The 24,813-nt window shown below is 59.3% G+C and carries 21 protein-coding genes; 14 read left to right on the top strand and 7 right to left on the bottom strand.

Annotated elements, in window-relative coordinates:
* Positions 1 to 17: 17 nt before the first annotated feature.
* Both wecB and ACP7D9_RS21990 read left to right on the top strand, forming a co-directional pair.
* On the top strand, positions 18 to 1,118 hold the full coding sequence (gene wecB / locus ACP7D9_RS21995; protein ID WP_101155419.1) for a non-hydrolyzing UDP-N-acetylglucosamine 2-epimerase: 1,101 nt from the start codon (positions 18 to 20) through the stop codon (positions 1,116 to 1,118).
* Positions 1,118 to 2,218 carry a glycosyl transferase gene (locus ACP7D9_RS21990; RefSeq protein ID WP_426159604.1) on the top strand — a complete coding sequence of 367 codons (1,101 nt, stop codon included), beginning with the start codon at positions 1,118 to 1,120 and terminating at the stop codon, positions 2,216 to 2,218. Before wecB ends, ACP7D9_RS21990 begins: the two co-directional genes overlap by 1 nt.
* Before the next feature lie 162 nt (positions 2,219 to 2,380).
* Here ACP7D9_RS21990 and ACP7D9_RS21985 read toward each other — a convergent pair whose 3' ends face one another.
* Complete coding sequence (locus tag ACP7D9_RS21985) at positions 2,381 to 3,487, bottom strand: acyltransferase family protein (RefSeq protein WP_426159653.1); 1,107 nt, start codon at positions 3,485 to 3,487, stop codon at positions 2,381 to 2,383.
* Positions 3,488 to 3,747: 260 nt separating this feature from the next.
* On the opposite strand from ACP7D9_RS21985, the gene ACP7D9_RS21980 reads away from it, so the two are divergent.
* From ACP7D9_RS21980 to fabF, 3 genes are all read left to right on the top strand, one after another.
* Positions 3,748 to 5,742: a polysaccharide biosynthesis protein gene (locus tag ACP7D9_RS21980; RefSeq protein ID WP_426159603.1), complete on the top strand. Its 1,995-nt coding sequence runs from the start codon at positions 3,748 to 3,750 to the stop codon at positions 5,740 to 5,742.
* Positions 5,743 to 5,852: 110 nt separating this feature from the next.
* The gene (locus ACP7D9_RS21975; RefSeq protein WP_101155428.1) at positions 5,853 to 6,191 is read left to right on the top strand and encodes a ComEA family DNA-binding protein; all 339 of its coding nucleotides are present in this window, start codon (positions 5,853 to 5,855) and stop codon (positions 6,189 to 6,191) included.
* A 204-nt stretch (positions 6,192 to 6,395) separates the two neighbouring features.
* Positions 6,396 to 7,670: a beta-ketoacyl-ACP synthase II gene (fabF, locus tag ACP7D9_RS21970; RefSeq protein WP_426159602.1), complete on the top strand. Its 1,275-nt coding sequence runs from the start codon at positions 6,396 to 6,398 to the stop codon at positions 7,668 to 7,670.
* 39 nt (positions 7,671 to 7,709) lie between these two features.
* Here the strand turns inward: fabF and ACP7D9_RS21965 are convergent, their stop codons facing one another.
* Both ACP7D9_RS21965 and eat read right to left on the bottom strand, forming a co-directional pair.
* Positions 7,710 to 7,877: a DUF2897 family protein gene (locus ACP7D9_RS21965; protein WP_016770901.1), complete on the bottom strand. Its 168-nt coding sequence runs from the start codon at positions 7,875 to 7,877 to the stop codon at positions 7,710 to 7,712.
* 129 nt (positions 7,878 to 8,006) lie between these two features.
* Positions 8,007 to 9,371: an ethanolamine permease gene (gene eat / locus ACP7D9_RS21960; RefSeq protein WP_101155443.1), complete on the bottom strand. Its 1,365-nt coding sequence runs from the start codon at positions 9,369 to 9,371 to the stop codon at positions 8,007 to 8,009.
* 652 nt (positions 9,372 to 10,023) lie between these two features.
* On the opposite strand from eat, the gene kdpF reads away from it, so the two are divergent.
* The 6 genes from kdpF to ACP7D9_RS21930 all read left to right on the top strand — a co-directional run bounded on the left by kdpF (position 10,024) and on the right by ACP7D9_RS21930 (position 18,098).
* Entirely contained in the window at positions 10,024 to 10,113 is a 90-nt protein-coding gene (kdpF, locus tag ACP7D9_RS21955) for a K(+)-transporting ATPase subunit F (RefSeq protein WP_007899818.1), read from the top strand.
* Between the two features lie 8 nt (positions 10,114 to 10,121).
* Positions 10,122 to 11,816: a potassium-transporting ATPase subunit KdpA gene (gene kdpA / locus ACP7D9_RS21950; RefSeq protein ID WP_426159601.1), complete on the top strand. Its 1,695-nt coding sequence runs from the start codon at positions 10,122 to 10,124 to the stop codon at positions 11,814 to 11,816.
* 10 nt (positions 11,817 to 11,826) lie between these two features.
* The gene (gene kdpB, locus ACP7D9_RS21945; RefSeq protein WP_397479196.1) at positions 11,827 to 13,884 is read left to right on the top strand and encodes a potassium-transporting ATPase subunit KdpB; all 2,058 of its coding nucleotides are present in this window, start codon (positions 11,827 to 11,829) and stop codon (positions 13,882 to 13,884) included.
* A gap of 124 nt (positions 13,885 to 14,008) precedes the next feature.
* On the top strand, positions 14,009 to 14,554 hold the full coding sequence (gene kdpC, locus ACP7D9_RS21940; RefSeq protein ID WP_426159600.1) for a potassium-transporting ATPase subunit KdpC: 546 nt from the start codon (positions 14,009 to 14,011) through the stop codon (positions 14,552 to 14,554).
* A 145-nt stretch (positions 14,555 to 14,699) separates the two neighbouring features.
* A complete protein-coding gene (locus ACP7D9_RS21935) occupies positions 14,700 to 17,351 on the top strand; it encodes a DUF4118 domain-containing protein (RefSeq protein WP_426159599.1) in 2,652 nt (883 codons plus the stop codon).
* 48 nt (positions 17,352 to 17,399) lie between these two features.
* Positions 17,400 to 18,098 carry a response regulator gene (locus ACP7D9_RS21930; RefSeq protein ID WP_426159598.1) on the top strand — a complete coding sequence of 233 codons (699 nt, stop codon included), beginning with the start codon at positions 17,400 to 17,402 and terminating at the stop codon, positions 18,096 to 18,098.
* A 207-nt stretch (positions 18,099 to 18,305) separates the two neighbouring features.
* On the opposite strand, the gene ACP7D9_RS21925 is transcribed toward ACP7D9_RS21930, so the two are convergent.
* The gene (locus ACP7D9_RS21925) at positions 18,306 to 19,343 is read right to left on the bottom strand and encodes a patatin-like phospholipase family protein (RefSeq protein ID WP_101155456.1); all 1,038 of its coding nucleotides are present in this window, start codon (positions 19,341 to 19,343) and stop codon (positions 18,306 to 18,308) included.
* Between the two features lie 215 nt (positions 19,344 to 19,558).
* On the opposite strand from ACP7D9_RS21925, the gene ACP7D9_RS21920 reads away from it, so the two are divergent.
* From ACP7D9_RS21920 to ACP7D9_RS21910, 3 genes are all read left to right on the top strand, one after another.
* Positions 19,559 to 19,837 carry a hypothetical protein gene (locus ACP7D9_RS21920; RefSeq protein WP_016770894.1) on the top strand — a complete coding sequence of 93 codons (279 nt, stop codon included), beginning with the start codon at positions 19,559 to 19,561 and terminating at the stop codon, positions 19,835 to 19,837.
* Positions 19,838 to 19,942: 105 nt separating this feature from the next.
* The gene (locus tag ACP7D9_RS21915) at positions 19,943 to 20,701 is read left to right on the top strand and encodes a CHAD domain-containing protein (RefSeq protein ID WP_426159597.1); all 759 of its coding nucleotides are present in this window, start codon (positions 19,943 to 19,945) and stop codon (positions 20,699 to 20,701) included.
* A 221-nt stretch (positions 20,702 to 20,922) separates the two neighbouring features.
* Complete coding sequence (locus ACP7D9_RS21910; RefSeq protein ID WP_426159596.1) at positions 20,923 to 21,717, top strand: acyl-CoA thioesterase; 795 nt, start codon at positions 20,923 to 20,925, stop codon at positions 21,715 to 21,717.
* Position 21,718: 1 nt separating this feature from the next.
* Here the strand turns inward: ACP7D9_RS21910 and ACP7D9_RS21905 are convergent, their stop codons facing one another.
* The 3 genes from ACP7D9_RS21905 to ACP7D9_RS21895 form a co-directional block, all read right to left on the bottom strand.
* The gene (locus ACP7D9_RS21905; protein ID WP_042607903.1) at positions 21,719 to 22,084 is read right to left on the bottom strand and encodes an Mpo1-like protein; all 366 of its coding nucleotides are present in this window, start codon (positions 22,082 to 22,084) and stop codon (positions 21,719 to 21,721) included.
* 203 nt (positions 22,085 to 22,287) lie between these two features.
* Positions 22,288 to 23,769 carry a methyl-accepting chemotaxis protein gene (locus tag ACP7D9_RS21900; protein ID WP_426159595.1) on the bottom strand — a complete coding sequence of 494 codons (1,482 nt, stop codon included), beginning with the start codon at positions 23,767 to 23,769 and terminating at the stop codon, positions 22,288 to 22,290.
* Positions 23,770 to 23,951: 182 nt separating this feature from the next.
* The gene (locus ACP7D9_RS21895) at positions 23,952 to 24,758 is read right to left on the bottom strand and encodes a TatD family hydrolase (protein ID WP_426159594.1); all 807 of its coding nucleotides are present in this window, start codon (positions 24,756 to 24,758) and stop codon (positions 23,952 to 23,954) included.
* Positions 24,759 to 24,813: the final 55 nt, after the last annotated feature.

Below are 24,813 nucleotides of genomic sequence, written 5' to 3'. Positions count from 1 at the left end.
TTTGTGGGAATACTCTTGTGAAACGAAAAATACTTTGCGTTGTTGGGACCCGTCCGGAAGCGATCAAAATGGCCCCGGTCATTCTGGCGTTGAAAAACGAGCCTTGGGCCGATGTGCGGGTTCTCGCTACCGCCCAGCATCGCCATATGCTTGATCAGGTCATGAGCTTTTTCGGTATAGAGCAAGATATCGACCTGAACATCATGCGTCCAAACCAGGCCCTGACCACGTTGACTGCTCGTCTCCTGCTGGAAATGGATGATGTCCTGAGCGCCGAGAAGCCGGAGATCGTTTTGGTTCAGGGTGATACAACAACTGTAATGACCGTTGCTCTTGCCTGTTTCTACCACAGAATCCCTATTGGTCACGTAGAGGCCGGGCTCCGCACCTGGGATATGCAGAACCCGTTCCCGGAAGAAGCCAACCGCGTCATCGCCGGCAAGCTGGCTCGCTGGCATTTTGCGCCTACTGAAGGCTCGCGCCAGAACCTGCTGCGTGAAGGTGTTCCCGATGCTGATATCATCGTCACCGGCAACACTGTGATCGATGCACTATTGATGACAGCTGCAAAGGACTTGGATCTGGGCATCGAACTTGATCCGGGCAAGCGACTGGTGCTCGTGACCTCGCACCGCCGTGAAAACTTCGGTGAACCGTTTCTCAACATCTGCCGCGCATTGCGCACCTTGGCTGAGAATAACCCGGATGTGCAGTTCCTTTACCCGGTGCATCCAAACCCTAACGTAAAGGACGTTGCCCACGAGTTGCTTGGCCCGGTAGCTAATTTCGTGCTGTGCGACCCCTTGGATTATGCGCCGTTCGTAGCAGCTATGAAGCGTGCCTATCTGATTCTTACTGACTCGGGCGGTGTTCAGGAAGAAGCGCCTGCCTTGGGCAAGCCGGTTCTCGTCTTGCGCGAAGAAACTGAACGTCCAGAGGCTGTGGAGCACGGGGTTGTAAAACTGGTCGGTTCCAACTACGACGCAATTGTCAATGAAGCTCAACGCTTGTTGGACGACGAAGCTGCCTATCGCGAGATGGCCCGTGGTGTTTCACCTTATGGAGATGGGCACGGGGCAGAGCGCATCGTCAATTCGTTGCGAGAGTACTTCAGCTGATGTGTTTGATTTATTTGTCGCCTGTTCCTTGGGCAAGTTTTTCTCAGCGGCCTCACAAGTTTGTTGAGTGGTTTCACCGGCGCACCGGGCGACAAGTAATCTGGATAGAGCCGTATCCCACGCGTTTTCCAAATTTAAGTGATCTGAGAAGAGGCAAAGGGTCGGGAAAAGCCGCGAATCAATCGACACCTCAATGGTTGCGACTGTTAACTCCCCGTGCCCTCCCCATTGAGCCTTTACCCGGTTCAGGATGGCTGAATGGTCGTTTCTGGTCGACCTTGATCAGAGATCTGAAATCTCAACTCGGCAATGAAGAGCCACTGATTGTTGTCGGGAAGCCCTCCGTTTTAGCATTGAAGCTGTTAGATTTTTTCAGTCCGGAACACTCAATCTACGATGCGATGGATGATTTCCCCGCGTTTTATTCCGGTTTGTCCCGCCAGGCGATGTCTCGGCGAGAAGTCCGTATAGTACAAGCCGTCGAGAGCGTATGGGTTTCAAGCACGGCTCTGAAGATTCGTTGGGAGCGGCAAAAAGCGCGTATCTGCTTTGTTCCCAATGCTCTTGACGAGGCTCTATTGCCTGTAGCACGTCAAGTTAAAACCGAACACCGACGCAAGGTTTTGGGCTACGTAGGGACTATCGGCGCGTGGTTCGACTGGGATTGGATTCTAGCGCTCGCAAAACTACGTTCCGGCGATGTTGTGCGCTTGATCGGGCCGATATTTTCTCCTGCCCCCTTTGAATTGCCTTCAAATGTCGAGTTGTTGCCTCCTTGTTCTCATGCCGAAGCGTTGCTAGCAATGTGTGAGTTTGACGTAGGCCTCATTCCGTTCAAACGAAGTGAGCTGACAGTTTCTGTTGATCCTATCAAATACTATGAATATCGAGCGTTAGGGTTGCCAGTAGTATCGACTGATTTTGGAGAGATGGGATTCCGCGAGGGCGCTACTGGGACTTACATTAGTCGGTCGGTGAGGGATATAGATCGCTTGCTTGTTGTTGCTACGGATTTTCAGGATGCTAGCGATAGTCGTCTCGATTTTATTGTCGAGAATACGTGGTCGGCGAGGTTCGATAGCACGGGCATTCCGCTGTAGATGGTTCGGTCAGGGCAGTTTCTGATTCCCCGTAAAATAACATCGCCTCAAGAATACACCGCTGTGCCGGCTATTCTTGAGGACAATGTACAGCAGTATCACCAAATAAGGTTTTACAAAGGTTACTAATGTGCTTTGACTTTAATGTCTTGGACTCGTGACCTATATGTCCCTTTGCTGTGCGTGCAGTTTTTTTGTATTGGCTGGCATGCTTCTAAACTTTCCAAGCGCTCGAAGAACCACTTTCTGTGCTGGTTTTTCGATCAGTCCGTGGGCAATGGCAGCGGCCAGTAGGGAAGCTGCGTAGTAAGCGGCAAAAGCACTAGCGGAACTCAAGCCGGCCGTCAGGAAGGGATACATATCAAACAGTCGGATCACGACCTGATGAACCATGTACAGAGCAAAGCTGATTTCTCCCAGGTAAACCAGAGGTCGGGCCTGTAGCGCCTTGGAGATGAGTCCGCGTTGCTGCGCCAATATTACGATTAGAAATGCGAATGCCAAGGCTCCGCCACAGTTGATAAACCAAATGGTCACTGGGGTATTGAGCTTTGCGGGTAGGTTAGAGAATAAGTGTAGATTGGGCGACCACATGGCAAAGGCTGCAATAATTATCGCGATTAATTCGACTCCGCTATAGCCAGCACTCGGAGTGTCGGTCGCTTTAAATATTTTCAAATAGATCTGGTAGGCGGCGATGCCAAGCATAAATTCGCTCAACCTAGTCAATGGAGATATATAAGTGGACCATGTCATTAAGGCCGCATCGCTGTCTTTGAAAGCAAAAAGCATCAGCCCTGTGATGGCGATGGTGGTTGCAAGCTTTATTTTCCAAGTGTTTTTAATGTTTAATATTAGAAGCGGAAAAATCGCATAGAAAAATATCTCATTGGAAAGACTCCATGAAACGCCGTTCAATGAGAAATAGGTATCTTGGTTAGGGATCCAAGACTGTAGTAGAGTAAAGTTAAGGAAGCTATCTTGAAGCGGTATGTTGTAGTTGTAGTGTTTCATTATCAAAATCACGGCAACAGCAGTGATCAAGTGCAACGGCCAAATTCTCGCGAAACGACTGGCGTAAAACATTCCCAGTTCACGCCCCGATGTGATGGTCTTGTGAGTATGGGCCAGAATAAAGCCCGAGAGCACATAGAACATCGATACAGCTTGGGTGAGCGAAAAATCATCGACGAACGTGAAGCCGCCGAAGCTATGCTTTGAATGGAATATTACGACGAGTGCGGCAGCGAAGAACCGCAATGATGTCAGTGAATCAATTTGTCTTGCGCGCGTTTTTTCATCCTTTTGCCAGCAGCAAAGGATGCCATGGCATTGATATGACTACAATGGCCTAACGCGAGCTGCTCAGGAGGCTGTCATTGCGCGGGCACCGAGCCGAGTTGCTGGGGCCCACGAAATCAGGCACCGAAGCAATCTGTTGAGTGTTAAGCTACGCTTCGTGGAACGATTCAGCCGCTTTCTACACGAAGCAACCTATGAACGCGGCCAAGCCTCGTCGGTAGAGACTTATGGATAAAATACGCGATTTTCTGTTGAATCTGCCTCGCCGCCAGAAGCGGCTGATTCAGATAACCACTGACTCTCTGCTGGTCTGGACATCGCTCTGGTTAGCTTTTATCGTCCGTCTTGGCCTGGACGATATGTACAACCCCTTGCGCGTGCATTTCTGGCTCTTCGCATGCGCACCAGTCATTGCTATTCCGCTTTTCATCCGATTCGGTATGTACCGTGCCGTAATGCGTTATTTTGGCAACGATGCGCTCATTGCGATCATTAAGGCGGTGAGCCTCTCCTCGCTTATTCTGGCGTTGGTTGTTTACTTGTACAGCAACCACGAAGCAGTCGTTCCGCGTTCTATAATATTCAACTACTGGTGGCTTAGCCTCGTCATTATTGGCGGCTTGCGACTATTTATGCGCCAGTACTTCATGGGCGACTGGTTCAATGCCGCTCAACATGTACCTTTTGCCAATCGAGACGACGGATTGATCAAGGTTGCTATTTATGGTGCAGGTGTCGCGGGTAACCAATTGGTTGCAGCCCTGAGAATGGGGCGCGTGATGCGGCCAGTTGCTTTTATCGACGACGATGCAAGTATTGCTGATCGCTCAATTTCTGGACTTCAAGTATACAAACCTAAACATATTCAACAGATGATCGACGTTACGGGAGCGCAGGAGATTCTTCTGGCCCTGCCTTCTTCGACACGCGCCCGGCGCAGAGAGATTTTGAACTTTCTTGAACGTTATCCGCTTCATATACGAAGTGTTCCTAATTTCACCGACCTCGCAAGTGGCAGAGTAAAGGTTGAGGATATTCAGGAGGTTGACATTGCCGATTTGCTGGGACGTGATGCAGTTCCCGCCCAGTCTGATCTACTGGAGCGCTGCATCAAGGGAAAGACGGTAATGGTGACCGGCGCAGGCGGATCCATCGGGTCAGAGCTTTGTCGGCAAATATTTTCTCTTGAGCCCAAGACTCTGCTGCTGTTTGAACATAGTGAATTCAACCTCTACAGCATCTTGTCGGAACTTGAGCAGAGAGCCGTTCGCGAGTCTTTATCGATCAGACTGTTACCCATCCTTGGTTCCATCCGGCATCAACACAAGCTGTTGGATGTCATGAAAACTTGGGATGTGGATACCGTTTACCACGCGGCTGCCTACAAACATGTGCCCATGGTCGAACACAACATTGCCGAAGGTGTGCTGAACAATGTGATCGGTACGCTCAATACCGCTCAGGCCGCACTGAAGTGTGGCGTGGCTAACTTTGTGCTGATCTCCACTGACAAAGCGGTTCGGCCGACCAATGTCATGGGAAGCACCAAGCGTCTGGCGGAATTGACTCTTCAGGCCTTGAGCCGTGAGCTCGCGCCTGTCTTGTTTGGTGATAAGGCCAACGTTTCCAGAGTTAACAAAACCCGGTTCACCATGGTCCGTTTCGGCAACGTGCTCGGCTCTTCCGGCTCTGTCATCCCGCTGTTCCATAGCCAAATCAAAGCCGGTGGCCCGCTGACGGTCACTCACCCGAAAATAACCCGCTACTTCATGACCATCCCCGAGGCCGCGCAGTTGGTGATCCAGGCTGGCTCAATGGGGCAGGGCGGGGATGTGTTCGTGCTGGATATGGGCGAGCCGGTGCGGATCGTCGAGCTGGCGGAAAAAATGATCCATCTGTCCGGCTTAAGCATCCGTTCCGAGCGAAATCCGCAGGGCGATATCTCGATCGAGTTCACTGGTTTGCGCCCCGGGGAAAAACTTTACGAGGAATTGCTCATCGGTGACAACGTCGCGGCCACGTCGCATCCGATGATCATGAGCGCCAACGAGGATCACCTTCCTTGGGACGTTCTGAAAACCCGCTTGGATGAACTGCTGAAAGCCGTCGAAGCCGACGACTACACCCGCGTCCGCCAGCTCCTGCGCGAAACCGTCTCCGGCTACACCCCCGATGGCGAGATCGTCGACTGGATTTACCAGCAGCGCCGTCTCGAGCCCTGATTGTTTCACATTCTGTAACGCTCGCATTTTTGACTTCCCTCCGTCATGACCTACGTTTGGAGAGCAGCTTGGGAAAAGCTGCTTTCTAAAACGATGATGGAGCGTCACTTATGCGTACCGGTTATTTCTACTCGCTGATCTTTGCTTTCCTCACCAGCGCCTCGATTGCTGCGATCGCTGCGCCTGTAGCAACTTCGGAGACAACGAAGGCGCCTTTGATGATGGATGCTGCGGCAGTTCCTTCGCAGAGTGCGAAAGTCGATCTCAACGGCGCGGATGCGGCAACGTTGCAGAAGGAGTTGGCGGGTGTAGGGGAGGCTAAGGCGCAGGCAATTGTTGCGTATCGGGATACAAATGGGCCGTTCGCGTCGGTGGATGAGTTGCTGGAAGTGAAGGGGATTGGCAAGGCGATTCTGGATCGCAACCGTGAAAAGCTGGATGTGAACTAAGCTGACAGTTCAACGCCGAGAGGCCGGTCATTGACCGGCCTTTTTATTGGGCGCGATTGGGTGAAGTCCTGAAGACAACAAATTATGGGTATCATATTGCGCTGCGATTATGCCTATAATAAATTCCGTTCGGGTCTGGTTTAGCATCCGAATCGCGGCACTCCGCTACACGCTTGTATTTGAATTGATAAGGGGAACCACGGTATGAACCAACGTCGAGTCGTCGTCACGGGCATGGGCCTGGTTTCACCTTTGGGCAGTGATCTTGAAGTTGTCTGGCAGCGTTTGCTCGCCGGTCGTTCCGGGTTGCGCAATCTGCCCGACGCTGTGGTAGCTGATCTGCCGACACGGGTTGGCGGCAGTGTGCCGACGGTGGAGGAGGATGCCGAGGCCGGATTTGATCCGGATCGTGCGACGCCGCCCAAAGAACAGAAAAAGATGGATCGCTTCATCATGTTTGCCATGGAAGCGGCGCGGCAGGCGCTGGAGCAGGCCGGTTGGCATCCAGCGGATACTGGAAGCCAAGAGCGTACCGCGACAATCATCGGCTCAGGTGTCGGCGGTTTTGGTGCCATTGCCGATGCGGTGCGTACCACCGACAGCCGCGGCCCTCGGCGTTTGTCGCCGTTCACCATTCCATCGTTTCTGGTCAATCTCGCGGCTGGTCATGTGTCGATACAGCATGGCCTCAAGGGACCATTGGGCGCACCAGTTACTGCTTGTGCCGCCGGGGTTCAGGCGATCGGTGATGCGGCGCGGTTGATTCGCGCAGGTGAGGCAGACATCGCGGTATGCGGCGGGGCGGAGGCGTCGATCGATCGCGTCAGCCTGGCCGGTTTCGCGGCAGCGCGGGCGTTGTCCAGCGGCTACAACGACACCCCTGAACGTGCCTCACGTCCGTTCGACAGCGGGCGCGATGGTTTTGTGATGGGCGAGGGCGCCGGTCTGCTGGTGATCGAGTCACTGGAGCATGCGCTTGCACGCGGTGCGAAGCCGTTGGCCGAGTTGGTAGGCTACGGCACCACGGCCGATGCCTACCACCTGACCGCCGGGCCCAAAGACGGCAGTGGCGCGCGTCGGGCAATGCAGCTCGCATTGGCTCAGGGTGGCGTGATGCCGGAGCAGGTGCAGCACCTCAACGCTCATGCCACTTCAACACCGGTCGGCGATCTGGGCGAGTTGGCGGCAATCAAGGCTGTGTTCGGTTCGCAGAACAAAATCGCTGTAACGTCGACCAAGTCTGCAACAGGGCATTTGCTCGGCGCGGCGGGTGGACTGGAGGCGATTTTCACGTTGCTGGCAATCCGTGATCAGGTGGTGCCGCCGACACTCAACTTTGAAAACCCGGATCCGGCCAGCGAAGGGGTGGACATCGTCCATGGCGAGGCGCGCGCGATGGCGATCGAATATGCCTTGTCCAATGGTTTCGGTTTTGGCGGGGTCAATGCGAGCGTGCTGTTCAAGCGCTGGGAAGGTTGATCGCAAAAAACAAACCCCGCCATGGCGGCGGGGTTTATGTCAGCGGTCTTGTGCATCCTTGGCATCCGCTTCGGCATTGCGCTGTGCGACGCGCTTGCGTTCTTCATCGGTCAGTTCGACCTTGTTGGCGGTGTCGCGCAACATCATCAATCCGCCGACAATCGAGCCGATCGCAACGACCAGAATCAACCAGGCATACCAGGGCATAACGGCTCTCCTTAATGGCAGCTCGACGGGCGAGGACTTCGCCGTGCGATGCTGCTTACCACCTTTGAGCGAAACGACTTCGCAGTGGTTCCATTCTAGGCCGCTTATGCCCGGCACACCCGAACCGTGTTACAGACCAGTCAACATCGCATCCGCTGGCGCATCGGCGCGCAGTTGCCCGGTGAGCATGAAGTAGCAGAACCCCACCGCCATGAAGCCGAGGAAAATAAGCCCGATCAACGTGTTGAACCATGCCATCGCCACCAGGCACACCACCGCCAGCACCAGCGCAATCATTGGCACCAGCGGATAGCACGGCGCGCGGAAAGTGCGTTCCAGATTCGGTTCCGATTTACGCAGTTTGAACAGGCTGAGCATGCTCATGATGTACATCACGATGGCGCCGAACACGGCCATGGTGATCATCGCTGCGGTGAGCGTCATGCCGCCGAGGTTGATCAGGCCGTCGCTGTAGATCGCCGCGATGCCGATGAGGCCGCCGGCGATGATTGCGCGGTGCGGAGTCTGGAAGCGCGACAGTTTCGCCAGTGAGGCTGGCAAGTAACCGGCGCGGGCCAGGGCGAAGAATTGTCGCGAGTAGCCGAGGATGATGCCGTGAAAACTGGCGACCAGGCCGAACAGGCCGATCCAGACCAGCATGTGCAGCCAGCCGGAGTTGTCGCCAACCACGGTTTTCATCGCTTGCGGCAATGGGTCGTTGATGTTGGACAAAGTGCGCCAGTCGCCGACGCCGCCAGCGAAGAACATCACGCCCATGGCCAGCAGCACCAGGGTCAGAATGCCGCTGATATAGGCTTTCGGGATCGTGCGTTTCGGATCCTTGGCTTCTTCGGCGGCCATGGCGGCGCCTTCGATGGCGAGGAAGAACCAGATGGCGAAGGGGATCGCCGCGAACATCCCGGCAATTGCCGGCGCGCCGAAGACGTCAGAACCGGCCCAGCCATTAAGCGCAAAGTTGCTGAAGCTGAACGCCGGCGCGACCACGCCCATGAACACCAGCAACTCAGCCACCGCCAGCACGCAGACGATCAATTCGAACGTCGCGGCCAGTTTCACCCCGAGGATATTCAGGCCCATGAACACGATGTAGGCGCCAACCGCCGCGTGTTTCGGGTCGAGTGCCGGAAATTGCACATTCAGGTAGGCGCCGATCGCCAAGGCAATCGCTGGCGGGGCGAAGACGAATTCGATCAGCGTGGCCAGTCCGGCGATCAATCCGCCTTTTTCGCCAAACGCGCGGCGGCTGTAGGCGAATGGCCCGCCGGCGTGGGGAATCGCGGTGGTCAGTTCGGTGAAACTGAAGATGAAGCAGGTGTACATGGTCGCGACCATGAATGAAGTCACCAGAAAACCCAGCGTGCCGGCGACGCCCCAGCCGTAACTCCAGCCGAAGTATTCCCCGGAAATAACCAGCCCTACGGCAATGCCCCACAAGTGCAGAGTGCCCAGCGTGGGTTTGAGTTGTGTGTTCATGCGCTTGCTCCCGCAATGGTTGGAAAGCTCGGGAAGGCCGTGTGCAGTGGGCGTGCCATTACCGTGAAACAAGTCGTAATAGGTTGAAAGGTGTCGCAGAGGGAATGATTCACGCTGAATGTGCAGGAAAAGTGCGCCAGTTGGGTGCGATGTCGCCGATTCTGCCGCCTTCGCGAGCAAGCCCGCTCCCACAGGACAGCGCATTTCAAAGTGGGGGCCGGGCTTGCTCGCGAAGCGGCCCGTGCGAACAGCAAAAAAATCAGCTCGGGCCGGTGCGATGTTGACTGCGATGCCGCCTTCATGAGCAAGCTCGCTCCCACAGAAGAACGCATTCCAAAGTGGGAGCCGGGCTTGCTCGCGAAGCGGCCCGTGCGAACAGCACAAAAATCGGCTCGGCCGGGTGCGATGTTGACTGCGATGCCGCCTTCGCGAGCAAGCTCGCTCCCACAGGACAGCGCATTTCAAAGTGGGGGCCGGGCTTGCTCGCGAAGGGGCCAGTCAAAACACCGCATAAATCAGCCGTAAAACCTGCATAAACCCACTATTTACGCTTTCTTTATGCCCTACGCCGCGCCTCGCTCTCGTTCCTTTACAGCCTCCTTCCCGACAATCAGCGCACACACGGCAATACGCCGTAACACGGAGATTTTCCATGAGCGTTCTGGATGGGGTGTCACTGCTGTTGGCAGTGGGGCTGTTCATTTATCTGTTGGTTGCGCTGTTGCGCGCGGACCGGAACTAGGAGCGGCTATGCACAGTTACGACTATTGGCTGATCCTCGGGTTTTTTGCGCTGGTCCTGCTGCCGGCGCCGTTCCTCGGGCGTTTCTATTACAAGGTGATGGAAGGTCAGCGCACCTGGCTGACGCCAATCCTCGGTCCGGTCGAGCGCGGTTGCTATCGACTCGCCGGGGTCGATGCGCAGGCGGAGCAGAGCTGGCAGAAGTACACGCTGGCGCTGCTGGCGTTCAACCTGGCGGGTTTCCTGCTGCTGTTCTCAATTTTGCTGTTTCAGGATCACCTGCCACTGAACCCGCAAAACCTGCCGGGCCAGGAATGGACCCAGGCATTCAATACCGCGGTCAGTTTCATGACCAACACCAACTGGCAGTCCTACAGCGGCGAGGCGACGCTCAGCTACCTCAGCCAGATGGCCGGCCTCACCGTGCAGAACTTCGTCAGCGCCGCCACCGGCCTCGCCGTGCTGGTCGCGCTGTGCCGAGGCATCGGGCGCAAATCGGCGCAGACCCTCGGCAACTTCTGGGTCGACATGACCCGCGCCACCCTTTATGGCCTGCTGCCGCTGTGCCTGCTGCTGGCGCTGTATCTGGTCTGGCAGGGCGTGCCGCAAACCTTCGCGCAGTATGTAAATGCCGTGACGCTGCAGGGTGTTGATCAAGTCATTCCGCTGGGCCCGGCCGCCAGTCAGATTGCGATCAAGCAACTGGGCACCAACGGTGGTGGTTTCTTCGGCGTCAACTCGGCGCATCCGTTCGAGAACCCGACCGCGTGGAGCAACCTGTTCGAAGTCGCCTCGATCATTCTGATCCCGGTGGCACTGGTGTTCACCTTCGGCCACTACGTGAAAGACCTGCGTCAGAGCCGCGCAATCATCGCCTGCATGCTGGCGCTGTTTCTGATCGGCGGAGCGACGTCGTTGTGGGCCGAGTATCAGCCGAATCCGACCCTGAACAACGCCGCCGTCGAGCAGACTGCGCCGCTGGAAGGCAAGGAAGCGCGCTTCGGCACCACCGCTACGGTGCTGTGGTCGGTGACCACGACGGCAGCCTCGAACGGCTCGGTCAACGGCATGCACGACAGCCTCAACCCGCTGAGCGGCATGGTTGCGCTGGTCAACATGATGGTCGGTGAAGTGATCTTCGGCGGCGTCGGCGCCGGGCTCTACGGCATGCTGCTCAACGTGTTGATCGCGGTGTTCCTTGCCGGCCTGATGATCGGGCGTACACCGGAATACCTCGGCAAGAAGCTCCAGGCCCGTGAAGTGCAATTGCTGGTCGTCACGCTGCTGGTGATGCCGGTCGGCGTGCTGGTGCTCGGTGCGATTGCCGCCACGATTCCCAGCGCTGCGGCAACCATCAGCAACCCCGGCCCGCACGGTTTCAGCCAGTTGCTGTACGCCTATACCTCGGCGAGTGCCAACAACGGTTCGGCGTTCGGTGGCCTGAGCGCGAACACACCGTTCCACAACCTGATGCTCGGCCTGGGCATGTTGATCGGTCGCTTCGGCTACATCTTGCCGGTGCTGGCACTGGCCGGCAGCCTGGCGATGAAGAAAAGCGCACCGGTCGGCCAGAACAGCTTTCCGACTCACGGCCCGCTGTTCGTGACCTTGTTGACCGTGACCATTCTGTTGGTGGGCGGCCTGACCTTTCTGCCGACGCTGGCGCTGGGCCCGATTGCTGAACATCTGAGCCTGGGCTTCTAAGGAGCTGACGATGAATATGCCCGCAATAAAACCTGTGGCTGCCAAAGCGCCGGAACAAGCGAAAACCGCGATCTCCGCCCTGTGGCGTCCGGCGCTGGTGCAAGCCTTCGTCAAGCTCGACCCACGGCAACTGGCGCGTTCGCCCGTGATGCTGGTGGTCGAACTCACGGCGATTTTCACCACCGTGCTGTGCTTCATTCCGGACGCTGACGTGCCGACCTTCGTCGCCGCACAGATCGCTCTGTGGCTGTGGTTCACCGTGCTGTTCGCCAACTTTGCCGAGGCCTTGGCCGAAGGTCGCGGCAAGGCTCGCGCCGACAGCCTCAAGGCTGGCAGCGAAGGCCTCAGCGCACGCTGCCGCCAGCCGGATGCGAGTTTCAAGATTGTCCCGGCCGCCAATCTGCGCAAGGGCGATGTGGTGCGCGTCGAGGCCGGGGAAATGATCCCCGGTGACGGCGAAGTCATCGAAGGCATCGCGGCGGTCAACGAAGCGGCGATCACTGGCGAGTCGGCACCGGTGATCCGCGAGTCCGGCGGCGACCGTTCCGCTGTCACCGGCAACACGCGGCTGGTGTCCGACTGGCTGCTGGTGAAGATCACCGCCAACCCCGGTGAGTCGACCCTCGATCGCATGATCGCCCTGGTCGAAGGCGCCAAACGCCAGAAGACCCCGAACGAAGTGGCGCTGGACATCCTCCTGATCGGCCTGACCCTGATCTTTCTGCTGGTGGTCGTCACCCTGCAACCGTTCGCGCACTTTGCCAATGGCAGCCTGCCGCTGGTGTTCCTCGTGGCGTTATTGGTCACGCTGATCCCGACCACCATCGGCGGCCTGCTGTCGGCCATCGGTATTGCCGGGATGGATCGGCTGGTACGCCTGAACGTGATCGCCAAGTCCGGCCGTGCGGTGGAAGCAGCGGGGGATGTGCACGTGCTGTTGCTCGACAAGACCGGCACCATCACCTTCGGCAACCGTCGTTGCAGCGCGGTGTATGCCGCGCCGGGTGTGACCGGCCGTGAGCTGGCCGAAGGCGCGCTGTTCGCTTCGCTGGCCGACGAAACCGCTGAAGGCAAATCGATCGTCGAGTTCCTCCGTGGCCTGCATCCACAACCGGAGCCGGCCCCGGAAACCCTGACTGCCGTGCCGTTCAGTGCCGAAACCCGCTTGTCCGGTGTTGATTATCAGGGCCGTGTGTATCGCAAAGGCGCGGTGGATTCGCTGCTGGCATTTCTCGGTCAGCAACGTAGCGATCTGGCCCCGGCGCTGGCGCGGGAAATCGACAAGATTGCGCAGAGCGGCGGCACGCCATTGCTGGTTTGCGCTGACGGCAAATTGCTTGGCGCGATCCATCTCAAGGACGTGGTAAAACCCGGGATCCGTGAACGCTTCGCCGAGCTGCGCAAGTTGGGGATTCGCACGGTGATGGTCACCGGCGACAACCCCCTGACCGCCGCAGCCATCGCCGCTGAAGCGGGTGTCGATGACGTGCTCGCTGAAGCCACGCCGGAGAAAAAACTCGCGCGCATCCGTCACGAGCAGAACGACGGCCGCCTGGTCGCGATGTGCGGCGACGGCGCCAACGACGCCCCGGCGCTGGCCCAGGCCGACGTCGGCATGGCCATGAACGATGGCACGCAAGCGGCGCGCGAGGCGGCGAACATGGTCGATCTCGACAGCGACCCGACCAAGCTGCTCGACGTGGTGCAGATCGGCAAGGAATTGCTGGTGACACGCGGCGCGCTGACGACCTTTTCGATCGCCAACGACATCGCCAAATACTTCGCGATTCTGCCGGCACTGTTTGCTTCGATTTATCCGCAGCTGGGTGTGCTGAACATCATGCACTTGAGCAGTCCGCAGAGCGCGATTCTGTCGGCGATCGTGTTCAACGCGCTGATCATCGTTGTGCTGATTCCATTGGCGCTGCGCGGCGTACGGGTGCAGGCGGCGAGTGCGGCGGCGTTACTGCGGCGCAATCTGCTGATCTATGGCGTGGGCGGGATTGTTGTGCCGTTCGTGGGGATCAAGGCGATCGACATGCTGCTGACGGCGTTGCATCTGGTGTGATGCTTTCGCGAGCAGGCTCGCTCCCGCCTGAAACTGAATTTCCCTGTGGGAGCGAGCCTGCTCGCGAAGAATGCGCCACGGTTTAACTGACTCAAGTACTGATTTCTGAATCGAGGATTCTGCAATGTCCACAACCCTACGCCCGGCCCTGACCCTGTTGGCGCTGATGACCCTGATTACCGGCGTCGCCTATCCATTGGTAGTCACCGGCATCGCCCAGGTCGCTTTTCCGGCTCAGGCCAACGGCAGCCTGATCCGCGATGCCGACGGCAAAGTCCGTGGCTCGTCGCTGATCGCTCAGGATTTCAGCGGCGACAACTGGTTTCATCCACGCCCGTCCGCCGGGGCTTTTGCCACGGTGGCCAGTGGCGCCAGCAACCTCGCGCCGAGCAATCCAGCCCTCGCTACCCGAGTGATTGAAGACGCTCACAAACTCCAAGTCTCCGGGCAAGGCCCGGTGCCGCTGGCACTGCTGACCACCTCCGCCAGCGGCCTCGATCCGCACTTGCCACCAGCGGCAATTGCCTATCAACTGGCGCGTGTCGCGGCGGCGCGCCATCTGCCGGTGTCGACCTTGCAGCAATTGCTCGATACGCACATCGAACAACCGCTGGTAGGGCCGCCGGTAGTCAATGTGCTGGAGCTGAATCTGGCACTGCAAAGCCTGTAATTCAGTTGATACCGATCGTTCCCACGCTCTTCGTGGGAATGCATCAATAGACGCTCTGCGTCTGCTTTTATGGGACGCAGAGCGTCCCGGGCTGCATTCCCACGCAGAGCGTGGGAACGATCATTCTGAAGAGAGAACACTAAGCATGAGCGACTCCGGCCGCGCCGACGCACTGTTAGCAGACCTGCCCCGCGATGGCCGTGGCCGGCTCAAGGTTTTCCTCGGCGCCGCCCCCGGTGTCGGCAAGACCTACGCCATGCTCCAGGCCGCGCACACGCAACTGCGCCAGGGCGTGAAAGTCCTCGCTGGCGTGGTTGAAACCCACGGCCGCGCCGAAACCGAAGCGTTGCTCGGCGGCCTGCCGCAGCAACCGCTGGTGCGCAGCGAATACCGTGGCGTGCTGCTTGAGGAAATGGACCTCGACGGCATTCTTGCCGCCAGACCGAAACTGGTGCTGGTCGATGAACTGGCCCATAGCAACGCCCCCGGCAGTCGTCATGCCAAGCGCTGGCAAGACATTCAGGAACTGCTCGCCGCCGGCATTGACGTGTTCACCACGGTCAACGTCCAGCACCTGGAAAGCCTTAACGACCAAGTGCGCGGCATCACCGGCGTACAAGTGCGCGAAACCTTGCCGGACTGGGTCCTGCAGGAAGCCTTCGAGCTGCTGCTGATCGACCTGCCGCCCCGGGAATTGCTCGAGCGTCTGCGTGAAGGCAAGGTCTACGTGCCCGAGCAGGCGCGCGCCGCTATCGATGCATTTTTCACCCAGACCAACCTCACCGCGCTGCGCGAACTGGCGATGCAGACTGCCGCCGCGCAAATCGATAACGATCTTGCCCAAGGCTATCGTCAGTTGGGGCAGGCCGCGCCGGCGGTGCGCGGGCGTTTGCTGGTCGGCGTCGATGGCGATGCGCAGGCCGAGCGTCTGGTGCGACACGCCAGCCGCGTCGCCCAGCGCCGGCATCTGCCGTGGAGTCTGGTGCATGTCGACAACGGCAGCGCCCGTGACGAGCAATCGCGGTTGCGCCTGCAAAGCGCGCAGCAACTGGCCGAACGCCTCGGTGGTGAAGTGGTGCTGTTGCGCGCCGGCGAAGTGGCGAAAACCCTGATTCAACACGCCGCCGAGCGCCGCGCCAGTCTGCTCTTGGTCGGCCAGTCGCGGCCGCGCTTGCGCCGGCGATTGTTCGGCGGGGGCCTGGCGGCGCGCCTGCTGCGGCAGGCGCACGGTCTGGAAATCAACGTTCTCGACAGTGACCACGAACAGCACCAACCGCGCCCGCGCAATCCAGCCACGCTGGTGTGGTTCGACTACGCGCTGGCGCTGGTCGCCACGTTGTTGGCCAGTGCCTTGGCCTGGGCGGTGTCGAGCGTGTTGCCGCTGCCGAACATCTCGCTGGTGTTTCTCGCGGCGGTGTTGCTGGTAGCGGTGCGCAGCAGCCTGGGCCCGGCGCTGGCCTGTGCGGCGCTGTCGTTTCTGACCTACGATTTTCTGTTCATCCCGCCGAATTTCTCGTTCAGCATCCAGCGCGAAGAAGACGTGCTGACGCTGTTGTTCTTTCTGCTGATGGCGGCGCTCACCGGCAACCTTGCAGCGCGACAGCGCCGACAATTGCAGGCCTTGCGCGATACCCAGGAAGAGACCAGCGAGCTGCTCGACCTGTCGCGCAAACTCACCGCTGCGACCGACCGCCAAGCCGTAGTCAGCGCCGCCGCGCAGCACCTCGAAGGCTGGAGCGACCTGCAATTGTGCCTGCTCAACCGCGACGGGCAGGGCGGCTGGAAAGTCGAAACCGGTGGGCCGCTGCAATTCACCGAGGCCGAACGCGCCGCTGCCGATTGGGCCTGGCAACACGATCAACCGGCGGGCAAGGGCACCGGCACGTTGCCGCTCGGGCGTTGGTGGTGGTGGCCGTTATCGGTCGAGGACGGGCCGCTGGCGCTGCTCGGTGTGTGCGCCCGGGAAGGCCAGAGCTTGAGCGGTCAACGCCGTCGCTTGCTCACTGCGCTGAGCCAGCCGCTGGCGCAGGCCCTGGCCCGCGCCCAGTTGGCCGATGATCTGGAGGCGGCGCGCCTGCATGGCGAAACCGAGCAATTGCGCAGCGCCTTGCTGGCCTCGGTGTCGCACGATTTGCGCACGCCGCTGACCGCCATGCGCGGCAGCATCGACAGCCTGTTGGCCCTCGGCGAAGCGATCCCGCTGGAGGACCGCCGCGAGTTGCTTGAAGGCACCCGCGATGAGGCCGAACGCCTCGACCGTTACATCCAGAACCTGCTCGACATGACCCGCCTCGGCCACGGCGCCCTGAAGCTGGCGCGGGACTGGGTGTCACCGGCCGACATCGTCGGCAGTTCGCTCAATCGCCTGCGCGCCGTGTTGGCGCCGTTGCAGGTCAGCACCGAGGTGCCGGCCGAGTTGCCGCTGCTTTACGTGCACGCTGCGCTGATCGAACAGGCGCTGGTCAACGTGCTGGAAAACGCCGCCCGTTTTTCGCCGAGCCACGGTCGTTTGCAGCTGCGCGCCGGCGCCGATGAGCAGGAGATTTTTTTCGCGGTCAGCGATGAAGGCCCGGGGATTCCCGAAGAGGATCGAGCGAAGATTTTCGACATGTTCTACACCGCCGCGCGCGGTGATCGCGGCGGGCAGGGCACCGGGTTGGGCCTGGCGATCTGTCAGGGCATGGTCGGCGCGCACGGCGGGCGTATCTCCGTGGCTGACGGCATCGACGGGCGTGGCACCTGCATCACCTTGCATCTGCCGTTGCAGGCGCAACCGGGGATGGACAGTGAAGCTTGAAGTCGACTGCGCTACTCTCTTGCCACTCTTTTGTGTTGATGTGAATCCATGAGCCAGACCGCGACCATTTTGGTCATCGACGACGAACCGCAGATTCGCAAATTCCTGCGCATCAGCCTCGCTTCACAGGGCTATAAAGTGCTCGAAGCGGGCACCGGTGCCGAAGGCCTGGCGCAAGCCGCGCTGAGCAAACCGGACCTGGTGGTGCTCGACCTCGGCCTGCCGGACATGGACGGTCAGCAAGTGCTGCGCGAGTTGCGCGAGTGGGCGAGCACGCCAGTGCTGGTGCTGTCGGTGCGCGCCAGTGAAGGACAGAAAGTCGAAGCGCTGGATGGCGGCGCGAATGACTATGTGACCAAACCGTTCGGCATTCAGGAGTTTCTCGCCCGGGTCCGCGCGTTGCTGCGCCAGGCCCCGGCGGGGCAGGCGCAACCGGCGGCGCTGAATTTCGGCCCGTTGACTGTGGATCTGGCCTATCGACGGGTACTGCTCGACGGCGCCGAAGTCGCCCTGACCCGCAAGGAATACGCGGTGCTGGCGCAACTGGCGCGGCATCCGGGGCGGGTGATCACCCAGCAGCAATTGCTCAAGGATATCTGGGGGCCGACGCACACCGAGGACAGTCATTACCTGCGGATCGTGGTCGGGCATCTGCGCCAGAAACTGGCGGACGATCCGACCCGGCCACGGTTTATCGTGACGGAGGCGGGGGTTGGGTATCGGTTGTTGGGGGAGGGTGGTCTGTAAGTATTGTGTTGTCTGGTCTGGCCCCTTCGCGAGCAAGCCCGCTCCCACAGTGAACTGTGTATGACACAGATATCCTTCAACCCTGAAAACCTGTGGGGGCCGGCACAGTGAGGTGTGTATGGCACAGATCCCATTCACCCCCATACCCCGTGGGAGCGGGCTTGCTCGCGAAGAGGTCAGCAATCACTCTGAAAAATCCGGATCAGCTCAACCCTGCTCCTGCTCATACCGATCCAGCGTATCACTGGCAATCTCCCGCCCCAGCGCGATCAGTTCCGGCGCCTTGTAGAACTCGAAAAAACGGCACACCCGCTTCGGCACGTTGATCAGGATATCCGGCGGATACCCGGCGATCTTGTACTGCGCCAATGAGGTCTGCATCACCTCGAAACTCTGGTTGATCAGATCCAGCAGCGACGCCGGCCCGACGTTATCGATGATGAACGACCCGGTGGCGGATTTCGGCGCGCCTTCGCGCTCGGGCGCGGCCGCCGGTTGCTGGCTTTCCGGTTCGACGCCTTCGAGCCACGGATTGATCTCTGCCGCTTCGGCGCGCAGCGCTTCCTGCTCCAGTTTCAACAACTGCTCGGCCTGTTTGCGCCGGAATGGCAACTTCGAACCCAGCGAATTGATCAGGCTGTCAAAACGCGAGCGGAACGCTGGCGGACGTTCGATGACCGGCAATTTGTACTGACGCTGGTTGGTCGCATTAAGGTTGACCGCGATGATCAGGTCGCAATGGCTGGACACCACCGGAACGATCGGCAGCGGATTGAGAATGCCGCCGTCCACCAGCATGCGGTTGCCCTGCATCACCGGGGTAAAGAGGCTGGGAATCGCCGCCGAGGCGCGCATGGCCTGATGCAGGCAGCCTTCCTGAAACCAGATTTCTTGCTGATTGGTCAGGTCGGCGGCGACGGCGGTGTAGGGAATGCGCAAGTCTTCGATGTTGATCTCGCCAACGATCTTGCGGATCTGTCCGAAGACTTTTTCACCGCGGATCGCACCGAGACGGAAACTCACATCGACCAGGCGCAGCACGTCGAGGTAATCAAGGCTTTCGATCCAGCGCCGGTAGTCATCCAGTTTGCCGGCGGCATAGATCCCGCCGACCACTGCACCCATCGAACAGCCGGCGATGCAGGCGATTTCATAACCGCGTTTCTCAATTTCTTCAATGACGCCGATATGGGCATAACCCCGGGCGCCACCGGAGCCCAGCACCAGTGCGACACGCTTTTTCATCAAACTTCCTCCGGACAAGCCTGCACAATGCACGCATCGGCCAGGCGGCTCAATCGCCAAGGTCGTTGCGCGAAGCTGTGACGTCGTTTTTCACTCGCGCTTCAAGCTTGCGCGCTATGCTCTGCGCCACGCTGGTTTCGTTGGCGTGCGAGGCACTTTTTCGCCGCTTGACCGTCTTACCTGCACGACTGTTGACCTACCTTGAGGTGTGAGTGATGAAAGCCTGGATCTGTGTACCGTTGATGGCGTTGGTTCTGGCCGGTTGCGCCGGCAAAACCGCCTACCGCGACAGCTGCGGCAGCCAACTCGACGCGGCCTGGCACGAACTGGACCTGGCCAAGGCTGAAGGCTTCGCCGGCACCGTCAGCTATTCCAAAGCACTGTCGTTGCTGACCGCCGCCAAGACCCAGCAGCAATTTGAAGGCTTCGAAGGCTGCAGCAAGAAAGCCGAGAAAGCTCGCTTCTACATTCGCGAATCCCGCGCAGGAAGATAAAAAGCAGCTGCAAGTTTCAAGCGGCAGGCGGCAAGCTTTGAAGCAAACGCATTCAACTTGAAGCTTGTAGCTTGCAACTTGCAGCTGTCTACGGAGTAGACCCCCATGATCGATCGCTTGGTGGCTCATGTGTTGAGCCTGGATGTGCGGCTGCTGGCGTGTCAGGCGCGTTTGACTGCACGTACCGATCCCGAGGCGTTGCATGATTTGCGCACCACGGTGCGACGCTTGCGCAGTCTGTTGCGGCCGTTGCGCGGCTTGCCGGGTGTCGAGCAACTGGAGGCGGCGGCTTCGGCAGTGGGCGAGCTGACCACGCCGTGGCGTGATCGCGAAGTGCTGGCGGCGTATCTGCTCGAGCATGGTCAACCCGAGGCTGCGCAGCGGCGTCTGGCGCAAATGGCCGAGGCGTATCCGGCACTGGCGGCGAGTGCGCAAGTGGCGTCGTTGCTGATGATTCTCGACGCCTTTCCACGGTTTCTGCGCGCGTCCGAGCGTCAGGGGCTGCTCAAGAATCTGGATAAACGCATCGAAAAACGTCTGGGCAAACAATGGCAGAAACTCTATGCGGCGCTGTACGATCCCGCCCATGACCGCCATCGTCTGCGTTTGTTGATCAAGCGCGTACGCTATGGCATCGAAGCTTATCCCGAGCTGGATCGCCTGCCGAAACCGGCATACAAACGCCTGAAATCGGCGCAAGGCGCATTGGGCGACTGGCACGATTGCTGGCAATGGCTGGCGCGCGCCGAGCAGGAGGCCGACCTGCAACCGTGTGTGGCAACCTGGCAGGCCGGGCTGATCAAGGCAGAGCTGAAGGCCGATCAAGTGCTGGAAAAACTCAGCGCTACGTGTTTCAAATCCTGAAGCTTGCGCATCCCCTGTAGGAGCTGCCGAAGGCTGCGATCTTTTGATCTTGTTTTTGAATCAAAAGATCGCAGCCTTCGGCAGCTCCTACAGGGATTCCCCAGATCCATCTGAAAAGTGCCAAGGCCTATCTGTCAGCCCATTTGACCGGAATAGACGCTGCGCCGCGGCTGCGGGCTGGGTAAGATCCGCGCATCCCTTTCTCGCTTTCCGAGGTTGCCATGCGCTTTTGCGATTTGCTCGATGCTGTCCGCCAACAACCTGAAGTGACCATCCCCGCCGAATGGGGTCAGGGGCGGGCCAGTTTTGGCGGGCTGGTGGCCGCGCTGCAATTTGAAGCCATGCGTGCCAGAGTGCCGACGGAGCGCCCGGTGCGTTCGCTGGCGATCACGTTTGTCGGCCCGGTCGAGCCGGGAGTGCCGGTGAGTTTCGAAGTCGACGTGTTGCGCGAAGGCAAAGCGGTCAGCCAGGTGTTGGGCCGTGCCATGCAAAATGGCCAAGTGGTGACGATCATTCAGGGCAGCTTCGGTGCCTCGCGGCCCTCGGAAGTCGCCGTCCAGGCCTATCCAGCGCCCACCATGAAACACTGGGACGAGTGCCAGGAGCTGCCGTACATCAAAGGCGTGACCCCGGAATTCATGCGCCATCTGGCCATGCGCTGGAGCGTCGGCGGCATTCCATTCTCCGGCACGGCATCGCGCTTGATGGGCGGTTGGGTGCGGTTGCGTGGGGATGTCAAAGAGGAGCCGGCCAACGAGGCGCATCTGCTGGCGCTGGTGGATGCCTGGCCGCCGGCGCTGTTGCCGTATCTGAAAAAGCCTGCACCGGGTAGCACGCTGACCTGGACCATCGAATTCGTGCAGCCGTTACACGACTTGAGCACGCTGGATTGGTGCCAATATCTGGCCGATATCGAATACGCGGCCGACGGTTACGGTCATGTGGCCGCCAAACTGTGGAGCGCGAAGGGAGAGTTGATTGCGATGAGTCGCCAGACTGTGACGATCTTTGCCTGAATCAATGCCGACGATGGCGCTCACGCCAGGCGCGCCACCAGCCGCCGCTGAGAAAGAACCGCGGAAAGGTCAGGAATTGTTCGACCAGCAAACGTGAAACTGCATCCTGGCGATCACTGAACGGCTCGGAGGCTTGCGCCTCCAGGCTATGGCCGTGGCGCTGCAGCCCCAGCGCCGCGACAATCCCGATCACACCGATGGCGACGCTGGCCAGACTCAGGCTGAACACCCCCGACACGATCAGCAGAAACGCCACGATGAACAGCGGCACGGCAATCAGGTGCAGGACCAGATTGGTCGGGTGCTGATGATTGCCCGGGTAGGCGCGCCATTGCCACGCGGGAAGGTTGGGGTGACGTTTGCCCATGTTTACTACTCCTCGATCCATGTTGAACTGCATGGTTGAAGAATAGGCCCGGGCGCGGAGGGCGGCGAATCAAGGTTGGCTATTGGCATCATAGCCACGATGGACAAAAAAGATCGCAGCCTTCGGCAGCTCCTACATTTTGAAATGCGTTCCCCCTGTAGGAGCTGCCGAAGGCTGCGATCTTTTGATCTTGATTTTTGATCTTAAAGCTTCAACTGGCCTATCGCCTTGTTCAATTCCCCGGCCATCGTCGCCAACTCATTACTGGTCGTCGCCGACTCCACTGTCTGCTGCACGGTGTTTTCGGTCACATCACGAATACTCACCACCGCCCGGTTCATCTCCTCGGCAACCTGGCTCTGCTGTTCCGCCGCGACGGCAATCTGCGTATTGCTTTCGCGCATCTGCGCGACTGCGCCGGTGATTTGCGCCAGCGCCGCGCCAGCTTCCTGCGCTTGCTGTACGCAATCATCTGCCTTGTACGAGCTCTCCTGCATGAAATCCACCGCATCGCGGGTGCCGGCCTGCAACGCGGCGATCATGCCGGTGATCTCGTCAGTGGACGCCTGCACGCGCTTGGCGAGGTTGCGCACCTCATCGGCGACCACGGCAAAGCCGCGACCCATCTCCCCGGCGCGGGCGGCTTCGATCGCCGCATTGAGCGCGAGCAGATTGGTCTGTTCGGCGATGCTGTGAATCACGCTGACCACGCCGCTGATCTTCTGGCTGTCCTCGGCCAGGCGTTGAATCATTTCCGCCGTTTGCTGCACGCCGCTGGACAACCCGGCAATCGATTGCTGTACCCGCGCCACCACCTGCTGACCACTGCCGGCGAGGCCGTCGGCGGTTTTCGACAGATCGCGCGTGGCGCCCGCATGTTGAGCGATGTGATAAACGGTGGCGGTCATTTCGTTGATCGCGGTGGCAGCCTGATCGGTTTCGCTTTGCTGACCGAGCATGCCGTGACGCACATCGTTCATGCTTGAGGCCAGCCGCGCGGCACCGACATCCAGTTGCCTCGCGGTGTTGGCAACAGTGTTCACGACGCGTTGATAACCGGCCTGCATGGCATTGAAGGCATTGGCCATCTGCCCGACTTCATCTTTGCCCACCAGTGGTACGCGAGCTGACAGATCGCCGGTTTTTTCAACGTGCAGCATCACGTCTTTCAAGGTGTTGAGCTGGCTGAGCAGAAAGCGGATCAACAGTTGCGAAGCGCCGAGCATTGCCAGCATCAGAATCAAGACCGCCAGCGCATAGTTGGCGAAGCGTTCGCTGAATACTTGGCTCAGGCTCGGCGCATAGGCAATGACCGCCACTTGTTCGCCATCGGCACGGCTGAATACCTCGGCGCCGATCAACGGATTTTCGCCGAGCAGTGGCAGAGGATTGATGGTGTTCCAGCCGATGCTGCCGCTGATTTCCAGCAGCGGTTGATCGTTCAGACGCGGCGCTTCACCGCGCTTGAAGGTCAGCACCTGAGCGGACTTGGGCAACGGTTGCCCGGACGGCCAGGCCTTGAGCAACTGCGCCTGCGCCTGGGCGGATGCCTGCGCGGCGTGGCTGCGGGCCTGTTGTTCGAGGTGTACGGCGTACAAAACCAACAGCAGGGTGGTGACAAAGGCGACCGCGTTGACCGCCCAGAATTTGTATTTCAGCGAGATATTGCTAAGCCAGGCACCCATGGAGGTCTTCTCTGATAGCGGAAACAGTTTTGGCAAGGTGCCATTATTGTGCCGCTATTCAGAAAACCATTTTTTGATGCGGATCAACAGATCAAAGATCAACAGATCGCAGCCTTCGGCAGCTCTTGCATTGGCACGGCGTACATTCTGTAGGAGCTGCCGAAGGCTGCGATCTTTTGCGGTTACACCAACATCGGAAGATTAAAAAACGCCCGGGCACACGCGGTGGTATGCGCGGCCAGCGCTTCCTCGGTCTCGCCGCGATGCACCGCCACCTCGCGCAGCACTTCGGTCAGGTACGCCGGCTCGTTACGGCCGTTTTTCGGCTTCGGCCGCAGCGTGCGCGGCAACAGATACGGCGCGTCGCTTTCCAGCATCAGCCGTCCCGGCTTGATCTCTTTCACCAGCGGATGCAGATGCGTGCCCCGGCGTTCGTCGCAGATCCACCCGGTTATACCGATGTGCAGATCCAGATCGAGGTAGCTGAACAAGGCTTTCTGCTCGCCAGTGAAGCAGTGCACCACTGCGGCCGGCAGTTGATCGCGGAAGTCCTTGAGGATCTCCAGCAGGCGCTGGCTGGCATCGCGCTCGTGCAGGAACACCGGCAATTGCAGCTCGACGGCCAGCGCCAGATGTTCTTCGAGGACCTTTTCCTGTTGCGGGCGCGGGGAGAAATCGCGGTTGAAATCCAGACCGCATTCACCTACCGCGACAACGTTGGATTCGTTCAACAGACTACGCAGGCGGCGCGCGCTGTCGGCGTTCCAGTCGCTGGCCGAATGGGGGTGAATACCGGCGGTGGCGAACAGCTGTTTGCCGCTTCCATCCAGTTGCCGGCACAGTTCCAGCGCCTGCTCGCTGCCCTCGACGCTGGTGCCGGTCAGCACCAGTTGGCAGACGCCGGCGGCGTAAGCGCGGTCGAGCACGGCCTGGTGTTTGTCAGCGAAACTGGGGTTGGTCAGGTTGACGCCGATATCGATGAGTTGCATGGTGCTACCTCGGGCCGAAGGCCGGAAAGCATATCAGAGCTGTAGATTTATAAGA

Source organism: Pseudomonas sp. TSRC2-2, from assembly GCF_049897785.1.
GTDB lineage: Bacteria > Pseudomonadota > Gammaproteobacteria > Pseudomonadales > Pseudomonadaceae > Aquipseudomonas.
This window is presented reverse-complemented; position numbering and strand designations above follow the sequence as displayed.

Coding starts and splice junctions, on each gene's coding strand:
- ACP7D9_RS21980 (WP_426159603.1), top strand. CDS start 3,748: ATGGATAAAATACGCGATTTTCTGTTGAATCTGCCTCGCCGCCAGAAG.
- ACP7D9_RS21925 (WP_101155456.1), bottom strand. CDS start 19,343: ATGAAAAAGCGTGTCGCACTGGTGCTGGGCTCCGGTGGCGCCCGGGGT.
- ACP7D9_RS21915 (WP_426159597.1), top strand. CDS start 19,943: ATGATCGATCGCTTGGTGGCTCATGTGTTGAGCCTGGATGTGCGGCTG.
- ACP7D9_RS21930 (WP_426159598.1), top strand. CDS start 17,400: ATGAGCCAGACCGCGACCATTTTGGTCATCGACGACGAACCGCAGATT.
- ACP7D9_RS21910 (WP_426159596.1), top strand. CDS start 20,923: ATGCGCTTTTGCGATTTGCTCGATGCTGTCCGCCAACAACCTGAAGTG.
- fabF (WP_426159602.1), top strand. CDS start 6,396: ATGAACCAACGTCGAGTCGTCGTCACGGGCATGGGCCTGGTTTCACCT.
- eat (WP_101155443.1), bottom strand. CDS start 9,371: ATGAACACACAACTCAAACCCACGCTGGGCACTCTGCACTTGTGGGGC.
- ACP7D9_RS21900 (WP_426159595.1), bottom strand. CDS start 23,769: ATGGGTGCCTGGCTTAGCAATATCTCGCTGAAATACAAATTCTGGGCG.
- kdpC (WP_426159600.1), top strand. CDS start 14,009: ATGTCCACAACCCTACGCCCGGCCCTGACCCTGTTGGCGCTGATGACC.
- ACP7D9_RS21920 (WP_016770894.1), top strand. CDS start 19,559: ATGAAAGCCTGGATCTGTGTACCGTTGATGGCGTTGGTTCTGGCCGGT.
- ACP7D9_RS21990 (WP_426159604.1), top strand. CDS start 1,118: ATGTGTTTGATTTATTTGTCGCCTGTTCCTTGGGCAAGTTTTTCTCAG.
- ACP7D9_RS21905 (WP_042607903.1), bottom strand. CDS start 22,084: ATGGGCAAACGTCACCCCAACCTTCCCGCGTGGCAATGGCGCGCCTAC.
- ACP7D9_RS21935 (WP_426159599.1), top strand. CDS start 14,700: ATGAGCGACTCCGGCCGCGCCGACGCACTGTTAGCAGACCTGCCCCGC.
- ACP7D9_RS21895 (WP_426159594.1), bottom strand. CDS start 24,758: ATGCAACTCATCGATATCGGCGTCAACCTGACCAACCCCAGTTTCGCT.
- kdpF (WP_007899818.1), top strand. CDS start 10,024: ATGAGCGTTCTGGATGGGGTGTCACTGCTGTTGGCAGTGGGGCTGTTC.
- kdpA (WP_426159601.1), top strand. CDS start 10,122: ATGCACAGTTACGACTATTGGCTGATCCTCGGGTTTTTTGCGCTGGTC.
- ACP7D9_RS21965 (WP_016770901.1), bottom strand. CDS start 7,877: ATGCCCTGGTATGCCTGGTTGATTCTGGTCGTTGCGATCGGCTCGATT.
- kdpB (WP_397479196.1), top strand. CDS start 11,827: ATGAATATGCCCGCAATAAAACCTGTGGCTGCCAAAGCGCCGGAACAA.
- ACP7D9_RS21975 (WP_101155428.1), top strand. CDS start 5,853: ATGCGTACCGGTTATTTCTACTCGCTGATCTTTGCTTTCCTCACCAGC.